General features: G+C 50.1%; 15 protein-coding genes. 10 read left to right on the top strand and 5 right to left on the bottom strand.

All coding sequences use genetic code 11. From position 1 onward, the window contains the following. Window positions 1-403 precede the first annotated feature (403 nt). From Q1B04_RS09950 to Q1B04_RS09905, 10 genes are all read left to right on the top strand, one after another. Window positions 404-1,669 carry a Gfo/Idh/MocA family oxidoreductase gene (locus Q1B04_RS09950; protein WP_299758659.1) on the top strand — a complete coding sequence of 422 codons (1,266 nt, stop codon included), beginning with the start codon at window positions 404-406 and terminating at the stop codon, window positions 1,667-1,669. A 397-nt stretch (window positions 1,670-2,066) separates the two neighbouring features. Next, a complete protein-coding gene (locus Q1B04_RS09945) occupies window positions 2,067-3,746 on the top strand; it encodes a GMC family oxidoreductase (RefSeq protein ID WP_299758658.1) in 1,680 nt (559 codons plus the stop codon). A gap of 189 nt (window positions 3,747-3,935) precedes the next feature. Further along, window positions 3,936-4,499: a gluconate 2-dehydrogenase subunit 3 family protein gene (locus Q1B04_RS09940; RefSeq protein WP_299758657.1), complete on the top strand. Its 564-nt coding sequence runs from the start codon at window positions 3,936-3,938 to the stop codon at window positions 4,497-4,499. 207 nt (window positions 4,500-4,706) lie between these two features. After that, complete coding sequence (locus Q1B04_RS09935) at window positions 4,707-5,864, top strand: Gfo/Idh/MocA family oxidoreductase (protein WP_299758656.1); 1,158 nt, start codon at window positions 4,707-4,709, stop codon at window positions 5,862-5,864. 4 nt (window positions 5,865-5,868) lie between these two features. Continuing rightward, entirely contained in the window at window positions 5,869-6,924 is a 1,056-nt protein-coding gene (locus Q1B04_RS09930; protein WP_299758655.1) for a sugar phosphate isomerase/epimerase, read from the top strand. Window positions 6,925-6,957: 33 nt separating this feature from the next. Beyond that, entirely contained in the window at window positions 6,958-7,455 is a 498-nt protein-coding gene (locus Q1B04_RS09925) for a c-type cytochrome (RefSeq protein WP_299758654.1), read from the top strand. A gap of 9 nt (window positions 7,456-7,464) precedes the next feature. Next, window positions 7,465-8,208, top strand: coding sequence for a DUF1080 domain-containing protein (locus Q1B04_RS09920; RefSeq protein WP_299758653.1), 744 nt, complete (start codon window positions 7,465-7,467; stop codon window positions 8,206-8,208). Window positions 8,209-8,242: 34 nt separating this feature from the next. Further along, window positions 8,243-9,529: a nucleoside permease gene (locus tag Q1B04_RS09915; RefSeq protein ID WP_299758652.1), complete on the top strand. Its 1,287-nt coding sequence runs from the start codon at window positions 8,243-8,245 to the stop codon at window positions 9,527-9,529. A gap of 9 nt (window positions 9,530-9,538) precedes the next feature. Continuing rightward, on the top strand, window positions 9,539-10,432 hold the full coding sequence (locus tag Q1B04_RS09910; protein ID WP_299758697.1) for a TIM barrel protein: 894 nt from the start codon (window positions 9,539-9,541) through the stop codon (window positions 10,430-10,432). A 55-nt stretch (window positions 10,433-10,487) separates the two neighbouring features. Further along, the gene (locus tag Q1B04_RS09905) at window positions 10,488-11,360 is read left to right on the top strand and encodes a sugar phosphate isomerase/epimerase (RefSeq protein ID WP_299758651.1); all 873 of its coding nucleotides are present in this window, start codon (window positions 10,488-10,490) and stop codon (window positions 11,358-11,360) included. 109 nt (window positions 11,361-11,469) lie between these two features. Here the strand turns inward: Q1B04_RS09905 and Q1B04_RS09900 are convergent, their stop codons facing one another. From Q1B04_RS09900 to Q1B04_RS09880, 5 genes are all read right to left on the bottom strand, one after another. Next, window positions 11,470-11,925, bottom strand: a complete 456-nt coding sequence (locus Q1B04_RS09900) for a YgaP-like transmembrane domain (RefSeq protein ID WP_299758650.1) — start codon at window positions 11,923-11,925, stop codon at window positions 11,470-11,472. Between the two features lie 195 nt (window positions 11,926-12,120). Continuing rightward, entirely contained in the window at window positions 12,121-13,419 is a 1,299-nt protein-coding gene (locus Q1B04_RS09895) for a sugar MFS transporter (protein ID WP_299758649.1), read from the bottom strand. A gap of 376 nt (window positions 13,420-13,795) precedes the next feature. Further along, window positions 13,796-15,082: an MgtC/SapB family protein gene (locus tag Q1B04_RS09890; RefSeq protein ID WP_299758648.1), complete on the bottom strand. Its 1,287-nt coding sequence runs from the start codon at window positions 15,080-15,082 to the stop codon at window positions 13,796-13,798. A 96-nt stretch (window positions 15,083-15,178) separates the two neighbouring features. Beyond that, window positions 15,179-16,516 carry a TolC family protein gene (locus Q1B04_RS09885; protein WP_299758647.1) on the bottom strand — a complete coding sequence of 446 codons (1,338 nt, stop codon included), beginning with the start codon at window positions 16,514-16,516 and terminating at the stop codon, window positions 15,179-15,181. Window positions 16,517-16,574: 58 nt separating this feature from the next. Further along, window positions 16,575-19,670 (bottom strand): efflux RND transporter permease subunit, encoded by a 3,096-nt coding sequence (locus tag Q1B04_RS09880; RefSeq protein ID WP_299758646.1) that lies wholly within the window; start codon window positions 19,668-19,670, stop codon window positions 16,575-16,577. Between the last annotated feature and the right edge of the window lie 51 nt (window positions 19,671-19,721).

Below are 19,721 nucleotides of genomic sequence, written 5' to 3'. Positions count from 1 at the left end.
CTTCCGGGATACTTTAGGAAGTGCTCCACTGCGATTAATACGAATGGAAAAAGCCGGGCAATAAACCAAAAACCCTGGATAAGAAGATGAAAAATTGGGAGTGGTAGTGGATGAACGGTTAGATCCGCTACAGAAACACAACCACAGGTCTTGCCATGGCAAGTCAGATATACTATAAGAAGAATCAAATTGTAAAATAGAGTTAGAGCATGCCATAATCAGCACTGCCTATTATCATTTAGTTTAATCCAAGAAGTATAAAACCTTTGCCATGAATCGTAGAAACTTACTAAAATCGTTAGGGCTTAGTATAGGTGCAGCAGTTATCAGCACTGACGCACTGGCTAAGTTGGGGGAGAACAGATACGGGTATACTGTACCGGCAAACCCCTTGCATAAACCTATGGCTAAGCCTGTTACGGCAATTACCCTGGGTGCTGGTAACCGTGGAACCGTCTATGGTAATTTTGCGGCCAAGTTTCCCGAGCAAATGAAGATTGTTGGTGTGGCAGAGCCTATTGAGTTGCGAAACAAGAGGTACGCTTCCAAACACGCCATACCTTCAGACAGCCGCTTTGATACATGGGAAAAGGTTTTTGAACGCCCTAAGTTTGCCGATGCTGTTATTATCTCCACACCGGACAACATGCACTATGAGCCATGCATGAAAGCCCTTGCAATGGGTTATGATGTGCTTCTGGAGAAGCCAATAGCCCCAACTGAGAAAGAGTGCCGCAGCATTCTGGCACTGGCTCAGAAAACCGGAAGAATTGTAGCAGTATGCCATGTACTCAGATATGCGCCATACTTTGTGAAGATGCGTGAGCTTATTGCCCAGGGAGCTATCGGGGAGGTGGTGAGTGTGCAGCATTTCGAGCCAATCGAGCACACGCATATGGCCCACTCTTACGTACGCGGCAACTGGCACAACTCCAAAGAAACCACACCGATTATACTTGCCAAATCCTGCCACGACCTGGATATTATAAAATGGGTTATCAACAAACAGAGCAAACAGATTGTGGCTATGGGCGACCTGAAGTGGTTTCGCAAGGAAAATGCTCCGGCAGGCAGCACCGCCCGTTGCACGGATGGCTGTAAGGTAGAGCGCGAGTGCCCTTATTCTGCTATCCGGCATTACCACGACGAGCGAAGGAGAACTTCTGTGCTAAACCTGCCGGACGATAAATCCAAGCATGGAGAGGTGATCATGGAGAGGCTAAAAACGACCAATTATGGACGCTGTGTGTACCGCATGGAAAATGATCAGCCTGACCATTACGTCACCAGCATTATGTTTGAGGACAATGTAACGGCCAGCTTCTCTATGGAGGCATTTACCTCTTACCATGGCCGTCGTACCCGTGTGATGGGCTCTATGGGAGACATGGTGGGCGACATGGATAAACTGGAGGTTACAGATTTCAGAACAGGTAAATCCGTGACATTTGAGCCTAAGGCCGAGGATGTGGAAGGGTACAAGAATAGTGGCCACGGGGGAGGAGACTGGTTCCTTGTTAAGGATTTTGTTCAGGCTGTAGCACAGCAGGACCCTACCATCCTCACATCTACTATTGACGCATCAATCGAAAGCCATATCATGGGCTTCATGGCGGAAGAGAGTAGAAAGAAAGGGAAGGTAATGCCTATTAAAATGATGAAAGTGTAGTTAGGTGAATATTAAGTGAAGAGAGCCTCAATGCGTCAAGTATTCGAGGCTCTTTTTTTGCCCCTCCAGAGCTAGCATAACCAGTTACCTGCTGAAGGTGGTGCATAAAAATAAGTGGCACCTGGCAATCAGATGGGTTATATCCGTGTGGATGTTAACAAATAACAATGTTTATCCATCAATTTTAAGGATTCACCAAGAAATACAGGAAAAATCGCTCTTTAAACTGAGTACTCACTTGATTTTCTGTACACTTTCAGATATATTGATTTCTCGAAAAGTTAAAACCTATGGTTGCTGTCTATTTCTTTAAGCTGCTTTGCTTCCGGAATAAAGGCTAAATAGGTTAAGCATTTATCTAACCTGAATTCTCATTTTAAAGATCTCACCCTACCTTATGGCGGAAAATGTTTATGATGCAATCGTAGTAGGCTCAGGAATATCTGGTGGCTGGGCTGCCAAGGAGCTCACTGAAAAAGGACTGAAGACCATAATGCTGGAGCGTGGCCGAAACGTAGAGCACATAAAAGGCTACGAAAACGCAACGAAGCACCCTTGGGATTTTCCGCACCGCGGGCGCAGAACCCAGCAGATGATTGAGGATTACCCCGTGCTGAAGCGCGATTACCCGCTACAGGAAACCAACCTGGATTATTGGGTAAACGAAAAAGAAAGCCCATACACGGAGGTAAAGCGCTTCGACTGGTTCCGTGGGTACCAGGTAGGGGGGCGCTCCCTGATGTGGGGCCGCCAAAGCTATCGCCTCAGCGACCTTGATTTTGAGGCAAACGCCAAAGAAGGTGTCGCTGTAGACTGGCCGATCCGGTATAAAGACATAGCGCCCTGGTACAGTTACGTGGAGAAATTTGCAGGCATCAGCGGGTCAAGAGATGGCATTCCGCACCTGCCGGACGGTGATTTTATGCCTCCGATGGAGATGAACTGCGTGGAGAAGGACGTTGCCAGCCGTTTAAAAAGCCACTACAAAGGCGACCGCCACATGATCATCGGCCGCGTGGCCAACATTACGCAGCCGCATCATAACCGGGTAAACTGCCAATACCGAAACAAATGCTGGCTGGGCTGTCCTTTCGGGGGGTACTTCAGCACGCAGTCTGCCACTTTGCCGGCAGCCATGGCTACAGGCAACCTGACGCTGCGCCCTTTCTCTATCGTTACCAAAGTAATTTACGACAAAGACACCAAGCGCGCCAAAGGGGTAGAGGTACTGGATGCCGAAACCAACCAAACGTACGAGTATTTTGCCAAAGTCATTTTCCTGAACGCCTCTACCCTGAACACAACCTGGGTGCTGATGAACTCTGCCACCGATGTATGGGATGGAGGATTGGGAAGCAGCAGTGGCGTACTTGGCCACAACCTGATGGACCATCATTTCAGGCTGGGCGCATCTGGCATGGCAGAAGGGTATGACGATAAATACCTGTATGGCCGTCGCCCGAACGGAATCTACATCCCTCGTTTCAGAAACCTGAATGGTGAAAAACGCGACTATTTGCGTGGTTTCGGCTACCAGGGAGGCGCAGGGCGAGAGGGCTGGAGCCGCGAATTGGCCGAGATGAACATTGGCGGCGACTTTAAAGACGCCCTGACCGAGCCGGGAAAATGGACCATGGGTATCACGGCCTTCGGCGAAATTCTGCCATACCACGAGAACAAAGTAACCCTCGATAGAAACAACACCGATAAGTGGGGGCTGCCTTTGCTGGCTATCGACTCTGAGCTTAAAGAAAACGAGATGAAGATGCGTGTGGATATGATGGCGGATGCGAAAGAGATGCTGGAAGCGACCGGCCTCAAAAACGTGAACACCTTTGATGCAGGCTATGCCATGGGGCAAGGCATTCATGAGATGGGAACAGCACGTATGGGCCGCGATCCGAAAACCTCTGTACTAAACGCAAATAACCAGGTTTGGGACGCACCGAACGTATACGTAACCGACGGCGCAGCCATGACATCAGGTGGTTGCCAGAACCCGTCGCTTACCTACATGGCCCTCACCGCCAGAGCAGTAGACCATGCCGTTGGCGAACTGAACCGCCAGAACATCTAAACAGTAACTTAAGAAAAAGACCAAAGTATAGCAGAAGCTGAAAAATATAAACAGCAGCACAATCTATACTTTGGTCCATTTTCTATACTTGCCTTTTCTACTATTCTTAAAGCCAAGTATGAGAGAGCAAGTAATTCCTTTCTGAAGATGTAAAGTATAAAAAGATCTAAATCGCTGTAATTATAACATATGAACAGAAGAGAAGCATTAGGTGCTGTTAGCTGGATATTGGGTGGCGCTCTGGTAAGTGCAGACCTGCTGGTATCTTGCACCGCCAAACCAACCAAGGTGAACGACCTGTTTGACCAGGACCAGGTTGCTTTCCTGAACGAGGTCGGCGAAACCATACTTCCTGCCACCAGTACCCCAGGGGCGAAAGCCGCCGATGTAGGGGGCCTGATGGCCGTAATGGTGCAGGATTGCTATACCAAGCAAGATCAGGATGTCTTTATCAACGGCATTGCCCAGATTGATGAAGCCAGCAAAGAGAAGTTTGACAAGAAATTCCTGAAACTCGACAAGCAGCAGCGCACCGAGCTACTTACAGCCCTGGACGAGGAGCAGAAGAAATACCAGGCCGAAAAAGCGCCAGAGGCCCCGAACCATTATTTCCGAATGATGAAGGAGCTTACTTTATTTGGCTTCTTTACCTCAGAAGTAGGGGCTACACAAGCACTGCGCTACGTAGAAACTCCTGGCCGTTACGATGGCTGTATGCCTTACAAAAAGGGAGACAGAGCCTGGGCAACCTAACAGCCGTTGCTTTCTCTTTGCTATCAGGCATCAAGAGTATCCTCTGAAATATTAAATAATGTGCTGCACTTGCACTATTGGTTTGAAAATAAGTGCAGCAGGCAGCAACCAAAGTATGACAAAGTATAAATAGAGACGTAGAAGGCTCTATTTATACTTTGTTTATATGTTACATCTGCTCCGTAGCAGGAGCCGAACTTTTTAAGCATGTCAAAAAAACTACGCTTAGGTATGATAGGCGGCGGGCAAGGCGCTTTTATTGGAGCCATTCACCGCATTGCGCTGCAAATGGACGGTGAGTACGAACTTGTCTGCGGAGCTTTTAGCAGCAACCCGGAGAAATCTAAAGCCGGCGGCGCTATGCTTGGGCTGCAGCCGGAGCGGGTATATTTATCTTATCAAGAGTTGTTTGAGAAGGAGCAGCAGCTCCCGGAAAACCAAAGGGTGCAGGTTATCAGTATTGTAACGCCCAATCATGTGCATTTCGAGCCAACTAAAATGGCGCTGGGAAACGGTTTTCATGTGGTGCTGGACAAACCCATGACCTTTAGCCTGGAGGAGGCGCTGAAACTGCGAACTGTCGCCGCCGAATCTGGCAAGCGCTTCTGCCTTACCCACACTTACACCGGCTACCCGATGGTGAAGGAGGCCCGCCAAATGGTGGCTTCCGGAAAGCTGGGTAAGATCAGGAAAGTATACGTGGAGTACCCGCAGGGCTGGCTGAGTCGCTTTGAAGAAGGAGGCGATAACAAGCAAGCTTCCTGGCGCACCGACCCAAAACAAAGCGGCATAGCCGGTGCCATGGGTGACATTGGCACGCATGCCTTTAACCTGGCCGAGTATGTAAGCGGGCTTTCCGTAACTAAGATTTGTGCCGATATAAACACCGTAGTGGAAGGCCGCCAACTAGACGATGACGGTGCCGTGCTACTGAAATTTGATAACAGTGCCAGCGGCGTATTGATTGCCACACAGGTGGCAGCCGGCGAGGAAAACAATGTGAAAATTCGGGTGTACGGTGAGCAGGGTGGCGTAGAGTGGCAACAGAGCGATGAAAACACGCTGCAAGTGAAATGGCTTGACAAGCCTGCCGAAATCTGGCGTACAGGAACTGGCTATGTGAGCTCCTACGCACAGCACAATTCCCGCACCCCGGCCGGCCACCCGGAAGGATACCTGGAGGCCTTTGCCAACCTCTACCGCAATTTTGCCTTGTGCATCAAAGCCGATATGGCCGGGGAAGAGACAAAGCCGGAGTGGGAAGACTATCCAAGTATGGAAGAAGGAGTGCGAGGCATGGCCTTTATTGAGCACGTCATCGCATCAGGCAAATCAGATCAGAAGTGGACAGACTTTAGCATTTAAAACTATGAATACAATCAAAGGACCAGCAATCTTTATTGCCCAGTTTGTACAGGATGAGGCACCCTTCAATAACCTGAAAGATATTAGCCGATGGGCTGCAGATTTAGGCTATAAAGGCATACAGATACCGTCGCATGACCCTCGTTTTATAGACTTGCAGAAAGCTGCCGAGAGCAAGACTTACGCTGATGAGATAAACGGAATTGTGCAGGAGGCTGGCGTACAGATCACTGAACTCTCCACGCACCTGCAGGGGCAACTGGTGGCTGTGCATCCGGCATATGATACCTTATTCGATGGATTTGCGCCGGAGGAGTATCGCAATAACCCCAAAGCCAGACAGGAGTGGGCGGTGCAGCAGCTGAAATATGCGGCCAAAGCCTCTAAGAACCTTGGGCTTAACGCCTGCGCCACTTTTAGCGGCGCTTTAGTTTGGCCATACTTTTACCCATGGCCGCAGCGCCCTGCCGGCCTGGTAGAAACAGGCTTTAAAGAACTTGGGCAGCGTTGGATGCCAATCCTGAACGAGTTTCAGGAATATGGGGTAGACCTTTGTTATGAAACCCATGCCGGCGAGGATATTCATGATGGAATCACCTACGAGATGTTTTTGGATGAAGTAAACCAGCACCCAAGCGCCTGCCTGCTCTACGACCCGTCGCATTTTATACTACAGTCGCTGGATTACCTCTCTTTTATCGATCATTACCACGAGCGCATCCGAATGTTCCATGTGAAAGATGCTGAGTTTAACCCAACAGGCAAGCAAGGCGTGTATGGTGGCTACCAGAGTTGGGTAAACCGCGCGGGGCGTTTCCGCTCGCTGGGCGATGGGCAGGTAGATTTTACCGGCGTGTTCAGCAAACTCACGCAGTACGATTACCAGGGATGGGCCGTGCTGGAGTGGGAGTGCGCCCTGAAACACCCCGAGGATGGTGCCCGCGAAGGAGCGCCATTTATCCAGGATCACATCATTCGGGTAACAGAAAGAGCTTTCGACGACTTTGCCGCTTCTGGCGTGGAGGAAAGCAAAAACAGGCAACTGCTCGGCTTATCTTAACAAGAACGCTATTCAACCACATACTATAAAATTATGAAAAAGAACCTGCTCATACTTGGCTGCCTGGCCTTTACCTTCGCCTGCGGCAACTCATCTGATACGACAACAGAAGAGGGCGGCAGCACAACCAGCTACAGCGTAGATGGAGAAATGGACTCCATTTCGGGGGCAGCGGTAAGCGCGTCCAGCAGACAATCAGAAATAGACACCAACCGCATGGACATCGGCACTGACCGGACAGCGGGTGGCGGTGAGGCCCTGGCAAGCGGAAACTATCAAAACGGCGCCAAGCTAATTGCTAATTCAGACTGCCTTGCCTGCCACCAGGAAAAGCAGAAACTGGTGGGGCCTTCTTATGCAGAGGTGGCTGATAAGTATGAGTTTAATGATAAGAACATAGATTACCTGGCAGGCAAAATTATTGAAGGCGGCGCAGGTGTATGGGGGCAGGTGCCGATGACGCCGCACCCGAACATCCCGAAGCAAGACGCCCAGGAAATGGCCCGTTACATCTTATCGCTTAAAAACTAATAACCACAAATGCTGAAAAACTATATCGCGGCGCTGGCCATGCTCTCCCTGCTTGGCTGCCAGTCCACTGACCAGGAAACGACAACGATGGCGGATAACAACCAAAACCAGACGGAAAACGAAGGAGATTGGATCTCGCTTTTTGACGGGAAAACCACCCAGGGTTGGCATACCTATGGCAAAGACTCTATTGGCAGAGCCTGGATTGTGGATGACGGCGCCCTGCACCTGGACGCCTCTAACAAAAAAGACTGGCAGACAAGCGACGGCGGAGACATTGTATCAGAGCGGGAGTTTGACGATTTTCATCTGCAGCTGGAGTGGAAAGTAGCCGAGAACGGCAACAGCGGCATTATCTTTTACGTGCAGGAAGACACCTCCAAGTATGATTATACCTGGAACACGGGTTTGGAAATGCAGGTGCTGGACAATAACGGCCATCCGGATGCCAAAATACACAAGCACCGCGCCGGCGACCTGTACGACCTGATTGCCAGCAGCGCCGAAACAGTTAAACCTGCAGGCGAATGGAACCAGGTGGAGATTATCAGCAACAAGGGCCAGCTAGAATTTCACCAGAACGGGCAGAAAGTAGTTGAAACCACGCTATGGGACGATAACTGGCGCGAGCTGGTGGCAGGAAGCAAATTTGCCGACATGCCAGGCTGGGGCTCCTTTAAATCAGGGAAAATTGCCCTGCAAGACCACGGCGACAACGTATGGTTCCGCAACATCCGCATCAAAGAACTTTAAGCTACATCATATCTCACCTTAAAACGCAGCAACCATGAATTCGGCGACCCGCATTAAACTTTCTATCATGATGTTCCTGGAGTTCTTTATCTGGGGTGCATGGTTTGTTACCTTAGGCACCTTTCTGGGCAACAACCTGAAGGCAACTGAGCTAGAAACAGCAAGTGTTTTCTCTACGCAGTCTTTTGGGGCTATTATTGCGCCATTTATAATTGGCCTTATTGCAGATAAGTATTTTAATGCGGAGAGAATTCTGGGCATTCTGCATTTGGTAGGAGCCGTTTTAATGTATCAGATGTACCATGCGGATGATGTGGCGACTTTTTACCCGTTCGTGCTGTCTTACATGATCGCTTATATGCCTACGCTTGCCCTGGTTAACTCAGTGTCGTTCAGACAGATGAAAAATCCGGAGAAAGAATTTTCGGTGATTCGCGTTTGGGGTACCATCGGTTGGATTGCGGCAGGCTTGTCCATCAGCTACCTGTTTCACTGGGATTCTGCCGCAGGAATTGGAGAGGGGCTGCTAAGAAATACCTTTATGATGGCGGGCGTTGCCTCACTTATACTTGGTATCTATAGTTTCCTGCTGCCTAAAACGCCGCCAGTTAAAAACCAGGAGAAAAGCAGCTCTATTTCAGAAATCTTAGGCCTGGACGCGATCAAGCTTTTAAAGAACAGAAACTTCCTAATCTTTTTCATCGCTTCCATACTTATCTGTATCCCGCTGGCCTTTTACTACCAGAATGCAAACCCTTTCCTGACGGACATCGGCTTGGAGAACCCAACCGGCAAAATGACGATCGGGCAGATATCGGAGGTATTATTTTTACTGTTGCTGCCCGTTTTCTTCTCCAGGTTCGGCTTTAAAAAGACCATACTGGTAGGCATGGCTGCCTGGGCGCTACGTTACGTGCTGTTTGCCTACGGTAATGCCGGAGAGTTATCTTTTATGCTGATTTTAGGCATTGCACTACACGGCATCTGCTATGATTTTTTCTTTGTGTCTGGCCAGATTTACACCGACGCACGAGCCGGAGAAAAGTATAAAAGCTCGGCCCAGGGACTTGTCACCTTGGCCACGTATGGTGTTGGTATGCTGATAGGTTTCTGGGTTGCCGGTTTTGTGAGCGAGTATTACAGGGCCGCTGATGCAGAGAACTTCTGGCAGAGCGTCTGGTTAGTGCCGGCAGGTATAGCGGGTGTGGTTGCATTGATTTTCATGCTCCTTTTCCGGGATGACAAAGCCGCCGCAGACGCAACTATAAACAAACCTTACAGCGCCGAAACCGAAAGGCAGGAACTGACAAGCTTGCCATAACAAATAATGATGCCAAAGGAACCAGCTCGCAGAGCCACCCTTAAAAAGATCATGGCCGGCACTGCCTCTCTTACTGCTGCAAGTATGTTGCCCTCGCTGGCTGCCTATGCGCAGGCTGCCGAGGCTACACAGCAAGGTCTGAAAGGTAACATAAACCACTCCGTTAGCCGGTGGTGCTTTAGCCACTTGTCGGTGGAGGAACTGTGCAAAGAAGCCAGGGCCATCGGCATCAAAGGTATAGATTTGGTAGGCCCGCAGGATTGGCCCGTGCTGAAACAGTATGGCTTGGAATCTACCATGTGCAATGGGGCTGAGCTCAATTTAGTGGACGGCTGGAACGACAAGCAGTTTCATGGAAAGTTAGTGAAGAACTACACGGAGATGATTTCGATGGTAGCCAGGGCAGGGTACAAAAACCTGATATGCTTTAGCGGCAACCGGCGCGGCAAAGACGATGAAACTGGCTGGCAAAACTGTGTGGACGGCCTGAAGCAGGTGCTGCCGCTGGCTGAGAAGCACAAGGTAACCCTGGTAATGGAGCTGTTAAACAGCAAAGTCAACCATCCGGATTATCAAGCCAATAAAACAGCCTGGGGCGTGGAGCTAGCAAAAAGACTCGGTTCTGAAAACTTCAAACTGCTGTACGATATCTACCACATGCAGATAGATGAAGGCGATGTAATCCGGACTATTCAAAATAGCCACCAGTATATTGCCCATTACCATACTGCCGGCGTGCCGGGCCGCAACGAGATTGACGAGACTCAGGAGCTGTATTATCCGGCTATTATGCGGGCTATAGTGGCGACAGGTTTCAAAGGCTATGTGGCGCAGGAGTTTGTGCCGAAGCGGGAGGATAAGCTTGCCTCGCTCCGCCAGGCGATTCAGATTTGCGACGTCTGATGAACAACCCAATTCACAACCTATTTTAGGATATCACCCCAAAGAGAAACGATACATGACAACAAGAAGAAACTTTCTGCAGCAGGCGGGCTTGCTTACGGCAGGTATACTTATTGCGCCCAGCTGTATGGTGGCAAAGGCAGATCAGAAAAATATCGGTATTCAGCTTTACACGCTGCGCGAGCAGTTGCCGAATGATGCAAAAGGCGTTATTGGAAAAGTGGCCCAGGCTGGCTATAAGGAGGTGGAGACGTTTGGCTACTCCACCGAAGGAGGGTTTTTCGGCATGAAACCAAACGAGTTTGCCGCCCTGCTAAAGAAGCACAACCTAACTGCACCGAGCGGCCACTTCGGCTTTGACGCTTATATAAGCGAAGGCAAGGAAGATGACCTAAAGTCATACATAGATGCAGCCAAGGCGATAGATATGAAGTATATTGTTGTGCCTTATCTTGGCGAGAACCTGCGCCAGAGCGCTTCTGATTATCAACATATAGCAGCGCGAATCACCAAGGCGGCGGAAGCATGTAAGTCTGCCGGGCTACAGTTGGCTTACCACAACCACGACTTTGAGTTTCAGCAATTCGGCGACAGAACCGGCTTTGATATACTATTGACGGAGACGGACCCTGATTTAGTGAAGTTTGAGCTGGACCTGTATTGGGTAGTGAGAGCGGGCAAAGACCCGGTGGAGCTATTTAAAAAAGATCCCGGCAGGTATGAGCTGTGGCACGTGAAAGACATGGATAAGGCGGATTCTACAATCAATACGGAAATAGGGTCCGGTTCCATCAACTTTAAAGAGATTTTCAATCATGCAGAGTTAGCCGGTGTAAAGCACATGCTGGTAGAGCAGGAAAACTTCTCTATAGACCCCTATAAAAGTATAGCCAAAAGCCATACTTACGTAAAGGAAAACCTGCTATAAAAGCTGATTAGCTGCAAGTATAAAATCAGGCCATTCATTTTATAAACCAACTCGAATGGCCTGATCTTTTTAGCAGCAGCAGCCGGTGCTTCATCTTAGCGTCGTAAAATCAATCCCTGATTACATTCAGTACGCCTTCTGGCGTTGTAGCCCCTAAAACCCTGTTGAAATCCCCGCGCAAAGCCTTCAGCGCATACCGTTCCTCTGCTATTTCTTTTCTTGTCCGAAGGCCGAACTTACGAAGCAAAGGCAGGGGAGGGCACCAGCCTTGTAGCCCGTGCTGCAGCAGGAAAGAAGCCACAATACCAGAAAGTATAAGCCAGCGCTTGTCTTTTGTAGCGGCTAAAACAACACCTGTTAAAGCCAAGGTAGAGGCATTTGTTTCCAAGGCTCGTTCCAGGTCCCACTCTTTATCCAGCTTATCCAGCCGCTTTTCAATGGCCTCTGGGCCGTCATAGCCATAAGCCTGTATGTTTTCAAGCGTTTTCTGATCAATGGCTTCGTTTGCTGCATCTGTTGATGCCCTTCGTACCCGACCTTCATGTTTATCTTGGTTCTCTTTCATGCTGCATAATTTTTCTGACTATACGAGGCAAAGCAGGAAGTGGTATAAGCGGTAGGTTCAAAGCGTTTTGAATTCAGCGCTACAAAGTATACTGCAGTTCAGTATTAAAAAAAAAGCGCTGCCCGAATGTATGAATTCGGGCAGCGCTGAAAGTATGAAACTTTAAATCTAAAGTATAGAAAACCAGATTTCGATTTACAGGTTTCTGCCGATTTTATGGCCTGATGTAGCGTAGAACCAGATAAACAGGTAGCACGGCACCATAATCCAGTAGGCGTCCTGTGGGTTCCAGCTATCGGCAAGGGCTCCGTAGGCAAGCGGCACAATCGCCCCGCCCGCAATGCCCATCACCAGCAACGAGGAGGCGGCCTTCGTGAAACGGCCTACGCCAGCAAGTGCCAGCGGCCAAATGGCTGGCCACATAAGCGAGTTAGCCAGGCCCAGCAGCGCGATAAAAGCCACCGACACGTAACCGGAGGTCAGAATAGCGCCCACTGAAAAAGCCACGCCCAGCAACGCGCACACCTTCAGGGCGTTCTCTTGTTTAATATATTTAGGGATGGTGATAATGCCGATTACGTAGCCCACCACCATGGCCACCATGGTAGCGGTAGTGAAGAACTTTGCCGTCTCCAGCGGGATGCCCTGCGAAGAGCCGTAGCTAATGATCGAGTCGCCGGCCATTACCTCCACGCCCACATACAGGAACAGCGAGAAAACGCCCAGTAGTACGTGCGGAAAGTCAAACACGCTTGTCTTGCCCGTGTTGCCGGCCGCCACTGTTTCATCCTCCTGGTCCGTGTCAACCTCTGGCAGGCTGGAGCGGAAGATCCAAAACGCTAGCACCAGCAGCACCGCAATAATGCCGATGTAAGGCGGGATCACCTGCAGGGCCATCTCGTCGAGGGCAGCGGCTCTGGCGCTTGCCGTCATGTCGGCTATTTCGGAGCGAAGCCTGTCGGCGTCATCGAGCCGGAGGAACAGGCCCAATATGATAGGGGCAAGAGCGCCCGCGAATTTGTTGCAGATGCCCATAATGCTGATGCGCTTGGCCGCACTCTCAGGCGGGCCGACAATGGTGATATAAGGGTTAGATGCCGTCTGTAGGATGGCAAGCCCGCTGCCCATAATAAACAGGCCGATAAGGAACAGCAGGTATGTGCGTGTCATGGCGGCGGGGATGAACAGCAGCGCACCCACGGCCATCAGAATCAGGGCCACCGACATCCCGTTTTTGAAGCCAAAAGCCTTTAGTACCCGCGTGGACAGGGGCGCCATGACCAGGTAGGCGATGTAGAAAGCGAAGGTGACGAAGAAGGACTGGAACTTGGTCAGCTCACAGGCAATCTCCAGGTAAGGGATCAGCAGGGAGTTGAGCCAGGTAACGAAGCCGAAGATAAAAAACAGCGCGCCGATAATAACCATGGCGCCCGTGCTGCCCTGCTGGCTTAGCTCCGGCGTGTGCAGCTCGTGTTTGGTGGAGGTGTTAGACATAATGTTTACTCAGGTTGGGTGTGTAGAATTTAGTATCAGTTCAGGGATGGTTAAGCAAGTTTATCAGTTTCAGCTGGGGCTATAGCTTCTAGTTTGCCCCATACTTTGGAAGTATAAGCATCTCTCTGGCTTTGCCATTCCGCATTTTTCTGAAATGCAAGATACCTTTATTTTTAAAACTATCACTTGAGTAATCACTCCCAGTTTAAGCTGGTGATGAATTTTTGTGTTTACTAATGTTATAGCAGCGTTCTTGGTTCGGCCATACTTCTAAATGCCAATGTTATTTCTGGAGTTGCTTAGATATCAATGTTGATAGAGGAGAGTTGTGAGATGCAGAAAGCTAGGAAAATCAGAATGTAAGCCAGCCACTACCTTAGATGCTGTTTAACAGTGTCCCGACTAAAGGCAACTGAAAGTTCTCCGGCCACAGCCATAGTACGAGCAAACCACCAACCAGCACTACGCCAAATAGCAGCGCAACTTTTATGAAAACAGATCTGCTGCCGAGCACACTTACCAGCCCCACTTTGAAAACCAGGTTGGATAATGCTGCCACCAGGATCAGACGCCATCCGTTACTCGGTTCCAAATCTCCTATTTGCATCAGGCGGGACGTAGAAAGCGTAATGGCATCCACATCTGTAAGCCCGGATATAATTGCTACAATGTAGAGCCCGCTGCTGCCGAGTTGGTCTTTTGCAAAGGCAGTGGCAAGTATAACAATGGCATAAATCGCCCCGAAAACAAGGGCCGTTTTAAGTTGGGCAGGGTTTCCCTGCTCGGGCATACTGTCGTGCTCGCCGCCTTTAAAGAAGTATAAAACCAGACCCACTGCCAGCATCAGCAAAAAAACAGCCGCAAGGGGAGGAAGTACAATAGATATGGTGCCGGGAGCCACTATGGCTACTTCCGTTATAATCCGGATAATAGACACGGCTGAGGCAATGAAAATAACAAGGGCCGCAAGTATAGTGCTGGTGTTGCCTTTGCCTTTCGTGCGGCGGGCATAGCTTACCGTGGTGGCTGTGCTGGAGACAAGACCCCCCAAAATACCACCCAGTGCAGTGCCGGATTTCTGCCCAAAGACTTTATAAGCAAAGTATCCCAGTAAGCCAATCCCGACGATAAGCACCACCATCAGCCAGATGTTGTGGGGGTTCAGGACATCATACGGCCCATAGGTTTCGTTAGGGAGCACAGGGAGTATCACAAGAGAGATAACCACAAACTGCATAATCGCCCGGAGGTCTTCGGGGCCGATTTTGGCTACAATACGGTGCAGGGAATCTTTGAGGTGAAGCAAAACAGCGACAGTGGCTCCCACGGCGACGGCTACAGTACTTTGGCCGAGCACCAGGTAGGCTCCCACAACAAACATGAGCAGAGTAGCCGCCTCGGTTGTCAGGCCGATATCAAAATCAGGTTTTCTGCTCCTCATAAAATTAGCGACAGCCACCATGGCAGCCAGACTAAGTATGCCCATCGCTATAATCCAGCCTCCAAAATCCTGGGCCAGAAGACCTGAAATTGTGCCGAATAGTGTAATTAGCGGAAACGTACGGATGCCAGCCAACCGCGACTGGTCATGCTGCCGCTGCAGCCCGACTAGTAACCCTAATCCAAGTGATATGCCAAGTGTCTCGAAAAGCTCTAGCTCCATTGCAAAAAGTATGACTTACGGAAGTTACAGCCTAAAAGTATAAAAGTATAGCCATGGCTATACTTTTATACTTTTAGGCACTGGCTTTAGAAAGTGTTACAAGCTGGTTTCCTGCAGCAAGGTGCTAGACAGGCGTTTCAGCTCAATTTCTGCTGCTTTAGCTTGATACTGAATGTCGATGAGGCGGTTAGAGGCAACCAATTCGTTTCGCTGAGCCTCGCGTAACTCAATAGCGGTTAAAATGCCTAACTTGTATCGCTCCAGGGCAATTTCTGCGTTTTCCTGCGCCAGCTTTAAGTTAGACTCTTCCAGCTCCAGCAGCTGCAGGCGGTTAGTGTATTGGCTGTAGGCACGGGCAAGGTCAGACTGCAGCCTGTTTTCCTCGCGCAGCAACTCAAGGTTTGCCGTTTCCAGGTTGATGCGGGCATTCTGTGCCTGGCGGTTGATGTTAAAGCCGTTAAAGATTGGCACATTTACACTTAGGCCGTAGTTATAACCTTTGTTCTGGTTAAACCTGGCCTGGAACTCGTTGAGCGGTTCAGCTTCTGAGCGGCTGAAGTTATAAGCGCTCAAAACACTGACGGTAGGGAAGCGGCTGGCCCGCACAGCTTTTATATCCAAATTGGCCAGTTGCCTTTCCAACTGCAGCCGTTGTAGCAGCGGGTTGGCGGCATTAAGGCTGCCGGATGCGGCACTATAGTTTACCGTGGCATCAACCATCATGCTGTCTGTCACCGCAAAGTCAATATCCGGGTTGCGGCCCAGCAGTTGGTTCAGGTTAATTTTGGCATTTTGCAGCAACTCCTGCTGCAGCAGGAGTTCAGATCTGTCGGCATTATAATCTACCTGCGCCCGCAGAATTTCTACTTTAGCACTTACGCCAACCTCGTACTGCGCCTGAGCTATTTCCACGCGAGCTTCCGAAATGGCAATTGCGTCTTGCAGCGCCTGTATTTTAAAAGACTGACGCGCCACCTCAAAATAGCTCGCGGCAATATTAGCAAGCGTGTTCTCAATGGTCTGCTTGGTCAGGAGCTCTCCTGATTTCTCCAGTGCCTTCAGCCGCTCCAGGTTTATAAACATGCCCAGGCCATCAAAGATTACCCAGTTAAGGTTTACACCGTAGCCGAGGTTGTTGGAACTGGCACCAGTGCGCACTCTGTCCGGGCCTGTGCTAAACTCCTGCCTGGAGTTGTTCTCACTGAAAGTACGGTTTGCTCTGCCGTCTATGTTAGGCAAAAAACCAGCGTTGCCAAGCGTTACGTTGTTTTCAGAAATAGCTTCCTGCCTGTTGGCAATCTGTATATCATAATTGTTCTGTAAACCTATGCGGATGGCCTGCTCCAGCGAAAGCTGCTCCTGGCTTTGGGCCCGGCCTGGTAGTAACAGTGCTAACCCTATCAAAATAAGCGCTGCGGCTCTGTATGAAAACATTTATACTTGATCTATCGCGTTAAAATCCTTTGGCTAAAATTATTGATGCTGGCAAAGCTTAGACATACTCCGGCTGCGGCTTTTTCGCCTCTGCTGTCTCTTCCTTCTCGTCCAGGTCTCGGATAACGTTGGCCTCTGCTGAGGAGAAGTATGAATACACCGCTGGGATAACATAAAGTGTAAGCCCGGTAGCCAGAATCAAACCGCCCACCACGGCAATACCCATTGGCACCCGGCTCTCAGCACCTGTGCCCAAAGCCAGCGCAATAGGCAACGTACCAAGTATAGTAGAGAGCGATGTCATGAGGATAGGGCGGAAACGGGATACGGCCGCGTCTGTGGCAGCCTCCAGCTTGCTTAAGCCTTCTTCTTTGCGCTGGTTGGCAAACTCAACCAGCAGGATGCCGTTCTTTGTTACCAGGCCTACCAGCATAATCATACCTATCTGGCTGAAGATGTTCAGTGTCTGATCGAAGAACCAAAGGCTGAGCAAAGCGCCGGAAAGCGCGAGCGGCACGGTAAACATGATGATAACAGGATCTCGGAAACTCTCGAACTGTGCTGAAAGCGCCAGGTAAATTAGCCCCAAAGCCAGCAGGAAAGCAAACATCAAACTACCTGAGCTCTCAGAGAAATCTCTGGACTGCCCTGTAAGCGATGTCTGGAATGTCTCGTCCAGCACCTGGTCAGCAATTGCATCCATGGCTTCTACACCGTCACCAATCGTTTTGCCTTTGGCAAGGGAGGCGCTGAAGGTAGCGGCCGCGAAGCGGTTAAAGCGGTATACTTGCGGCGAAGCGCTTTCTTCCTTCAGCTCGATCAGGTTGTCCAATTGTATCAGCTCACCGGAGCTGCTCTTTACGTAAAGGCTGCGCAGGTCCAGGGGTTCGCTGCGGTTCTCGCGGGCTACCTGCCCCAGTATTTGGTATTGCTTGCCGCCTTTAACAAAGTATCCGAAACGCTGTCCGCTCAAGCCTAACTGTATAGTCTGGGCAATATCGCGCACTGTTACGCCTAACGACTGCGCCTTTTCACGATCAATCTCCACGCGCAGCTCAGGCTTGTTAAACTTCAGGTTCACGTCCACAAAGTTAAACGTAGGGTCCTGCTGGGCTGCCTCTAAGAAAGGAGGTATAATTTCGCGGAGCTTCTCCATGTTCTGAGACTGAACCACAAACTGCACCGGCTGCCCTGAGCCACGGCCGCCACCCAAGCCTTTATCGCCGGAGGCAAAAGCCCTTGCGCCAGGTATTTGGTTTATCAGCGCTGGCAAATCCTCTACAATTTGCTGCTGCGTCTTGCCGCGCTCATCCGAAGGCACCAGTCGAAGGCGGATAAACCCGGAATTTGAGTTACGCGTCATGGAGGTGATGCTGGAGATGCCCTGCACCGAGTCGTTCACAAGCGCTGTCAGTTCGTTCATGTACTGGTCCATAAATTCGAAGGACGCTCCCTCCGGGCCAGTAGCGTTTATGCGGAGTCCGCTTCTATCTTCATCCGGTGTTAACTCCGACTGCAGCGTAGTCATTTGCCACCAGATAGCTCCCGCTGAGATAACGATAAGTATAAATGCTACCCAACGTACACTCATAAATGCCTCTAGGCTTCGGCGATACCCGTTGGTGAGAGACGTGAAAAATGGCTCTGTTTTACGGTAGAACCAATTTGGCCTTTCCCTGTGCTTCAGAATGCGCGAAGACATCATCGGCGTAAGGGTAAGCGAGACAAAAGACGATATGATAACGGAGCCGGCTACTACAATGCCAAACTCCCGGAACAGACGCCCTGTGGTATCTTCCAGAAAGGCAACCGGCATAAATACAGCCGCCAGTGCAACGGTAGTGGAAATAATAGCGAAGTAAATCTCCGATGCCCCTTTTTTAGCGGCCTTCATGGGCTCCTCGCCACGCTCTATCCGGGTATAGATATTCTCCAGCATGACAATGGCATCATCTACCACCAGGCCAATAGCCAGCACGATACCTAGCAGCGTAAGCACGTTGATGGAAAAATCCATCACATACATAATAAAGAAAGACCCTATGAGGGATACCGGGATGGCAACGACAGGAATTAAAGTAGAGCGCCAGTCGCGCAGGAACAGAAAAATGATGACTACCACGAGGCCGAAAGCCACAAAAATAGTTTCCTGTACTTCTGCGATAGATGCTCTGATATACTGTGAGTTGTCAAACCCGATGGTTAGCTGCAGATCGTCCGGAATATCTTTTTTGATATGCTCCAAGCGTCTGTAAAACTCATCGGCAATTTCAATTTGGTTAGAGCCCGGCTGCGGCACCAGCACTACGCCAATCATTGGGATGCCATTGTAGCGGAGCACTGTTTTCTCGTTTTCAGGCGAGAGCTGCGCATACCCAATGTCCTGGAAACGGATCAGGCGGTCATCGTCCTGGCGCACAATCAGGTTGTTAAACTCCTCAGGCGTAGCGATTCGGCCCATCGTTCTGACAGAAAGCTCTGTGGTGGCACCCTCTATACTTCCGGATGGCAGCTCCACGTTCTGGCGTGCCAGGGCGTTTTGTACTTCCAGGGGCGTTACCCGTAGGGCGGCCAGTTTATCGGGGTCCATCCAGAGGCGCATAGAATAGCGTTTGTCGCCCCAAATCATGATTTCACTTACGCCCGGTATGGTCTGCAGCTGCTCTTTAAACACGTTCATGCCTATATCCGAAAGCTCCAGCATTGTGCGGTTTTCGCTTCGGATGCCTAGGAAAAGAATAGGATTGGCATCAGCGTCGGCTTTCGCAACGGTGGGCGGCTCGGCGTCTTCCGGAAGCCTGCGTTGCGCCCTGGCTACACGGTCGCGCACGTCGTTGGCGGCTGTTTCCAGGTCCACGTCCAGGTTAAACTCCACGGTAATGTTGCTGCTCCCTTCGCTGCTGGTAGAGGTAAGGGTTCTGATACCGGAAATACCGTTGATGGATTCCTCCAGCGGCTCCGTAATCTCAGACTCTATCGTCTCGGCGTTGGCTCCGGTGTAAGAGGTTCTCACGTTTACAATCGGTGGGTCCACGCTAGGGTACTCGCGCACGCCCAGGTAGGTAATGCCAATAAACCCGAATACTATGATCGTGATGCTCATCACAATAGCCAGCACAGGGCGTTTTATACTTATGTTTGATAAACTTGCCATACAAATATCAGGTAGTAGCAGGGGCAGAAGTCGGAGCTCTCAGCATCAGTC

The organism is uncultured Pontibacter sp. (assembly GCF_947495565.1).
Taxonomy (GTDB): Bacteria; Bacteroidota; Bacteroidia; order Cytophagales; family Hymenobacteraceae; genus Pontibacter.
This window is presented reverse-complemented; position numbering and strand designations above follow the sequence as displayed.

Excerpts from the sequence above, each read along its gene's own strand:
- Q1B04_RS09915 (WP_299758652.1), top strand. The coding sequence starts at position 8,243 with ATGAATTCGGCGACCCGCATTAAACTTTCTATCATGATGTTCCTGGAG.
- Q1B04_RS09880 (WP_299758646.1), bottom strand. The coding sequence starts at position 19,670 with ATGGCAAGTTTATCAAACATAAGTATAAAACGCCCTGTGCTGGCTATT.
- Q1B04_RS09940 (WP_299758657.1), top strand. The coding sequence starts at position 3,936 with ATGAACAGAAGAGAAGCATTAGGTGCTGTTAGCTGGATATTGGGTGGC.
- Q1B04_RS09890 (WP_299758648.1), bottom strand. The coding sequence starts at position 15,082 with ATGGAGCTAGAGCTTTTCGAGACACTTGGCATATCACTTGGATTAGGG.
- Q1B04_RS09910 (WP_299758697.1), top strand. The coding sequence starts at position 9,539 with ATGCCAAAGGAACCAGCTCGCAGAGCCACCCTTAAAAAGATCATGGCC.
- Q1B04_RS09950 (WP_299758659.1), top strand. The coding sequence starts at position 404 with ATGGCTAAGCCTGTTACGGCAATTACCCTGGGTGCTGGTAACCGTGGA.
- Q1B04_RS09935 (WP_299758656.1), top strand. The coding sequence starts at position 4,707 with ATGTCAAAAAAACTACGCTTAGGTATGATAGGCGGCGGGCAAGGCGCT.
- Q1B04_RS09945 (WP_299758658.1), top strand. The coding sequence starts at position 2,067 with ATGGCGGAAAATGTTTATGATGCAATCGTAGTAGGCTCAGGAATATCT.
- Q1B04_RS09885 (WP_299758647.1), bottom strand. The coding sequence starts at position 16,516 with ATGTTTTCATACAGAGCCGCAGCGCTTATTTTGATAGGGTTAGCACTG.
- Q1B04_RS09900 (WP_299758650.1), bottom strand. The coding sequence starts at position 11,925 with ATGAAAGAGAACCAAGATAAACATGAAGGTCGGGTACGAAGGGCATCA.
- Q1B04_RS09905 (WP_299758651.1), top strand. The coding sequence starts at position 10,488 with ATGACAACAAGAAGAAACTTTCTGCAGCAGGCGGGCTTGCTTACGGCA.
- Q1B04_RS09930 (WP_299758655.1), top strand. The coding sequence starts at position 5,869 with ATGAATACAATCAAAGGACCAGCAATCTTTATTGCCCAGTTTGTACAG.
- Q1B04_RS09920 (WP_299758653.1), top strand. The coding sequence starts at position 7,465 with ATGCTGAAAAACTATATCGCGGCGCTGGCCATGCTCTCCCTGCTTGGC.
- Q1B04_RS09895 (WP_299758649.1), bottom strand. The coding sequence starts at position 13,419 with ATGTCTAACACCTCCACCAAACACGAGCTGCACACGCCGGAGCTAAGC.
- Q1B04_RS09925 (WP_299758654.1), top strand. The coding sequence starts at position 6,958 with ATGAAAAAGAACCTGCTCATACTTGGCTGCCTGGCCTTTACCTTCGCC.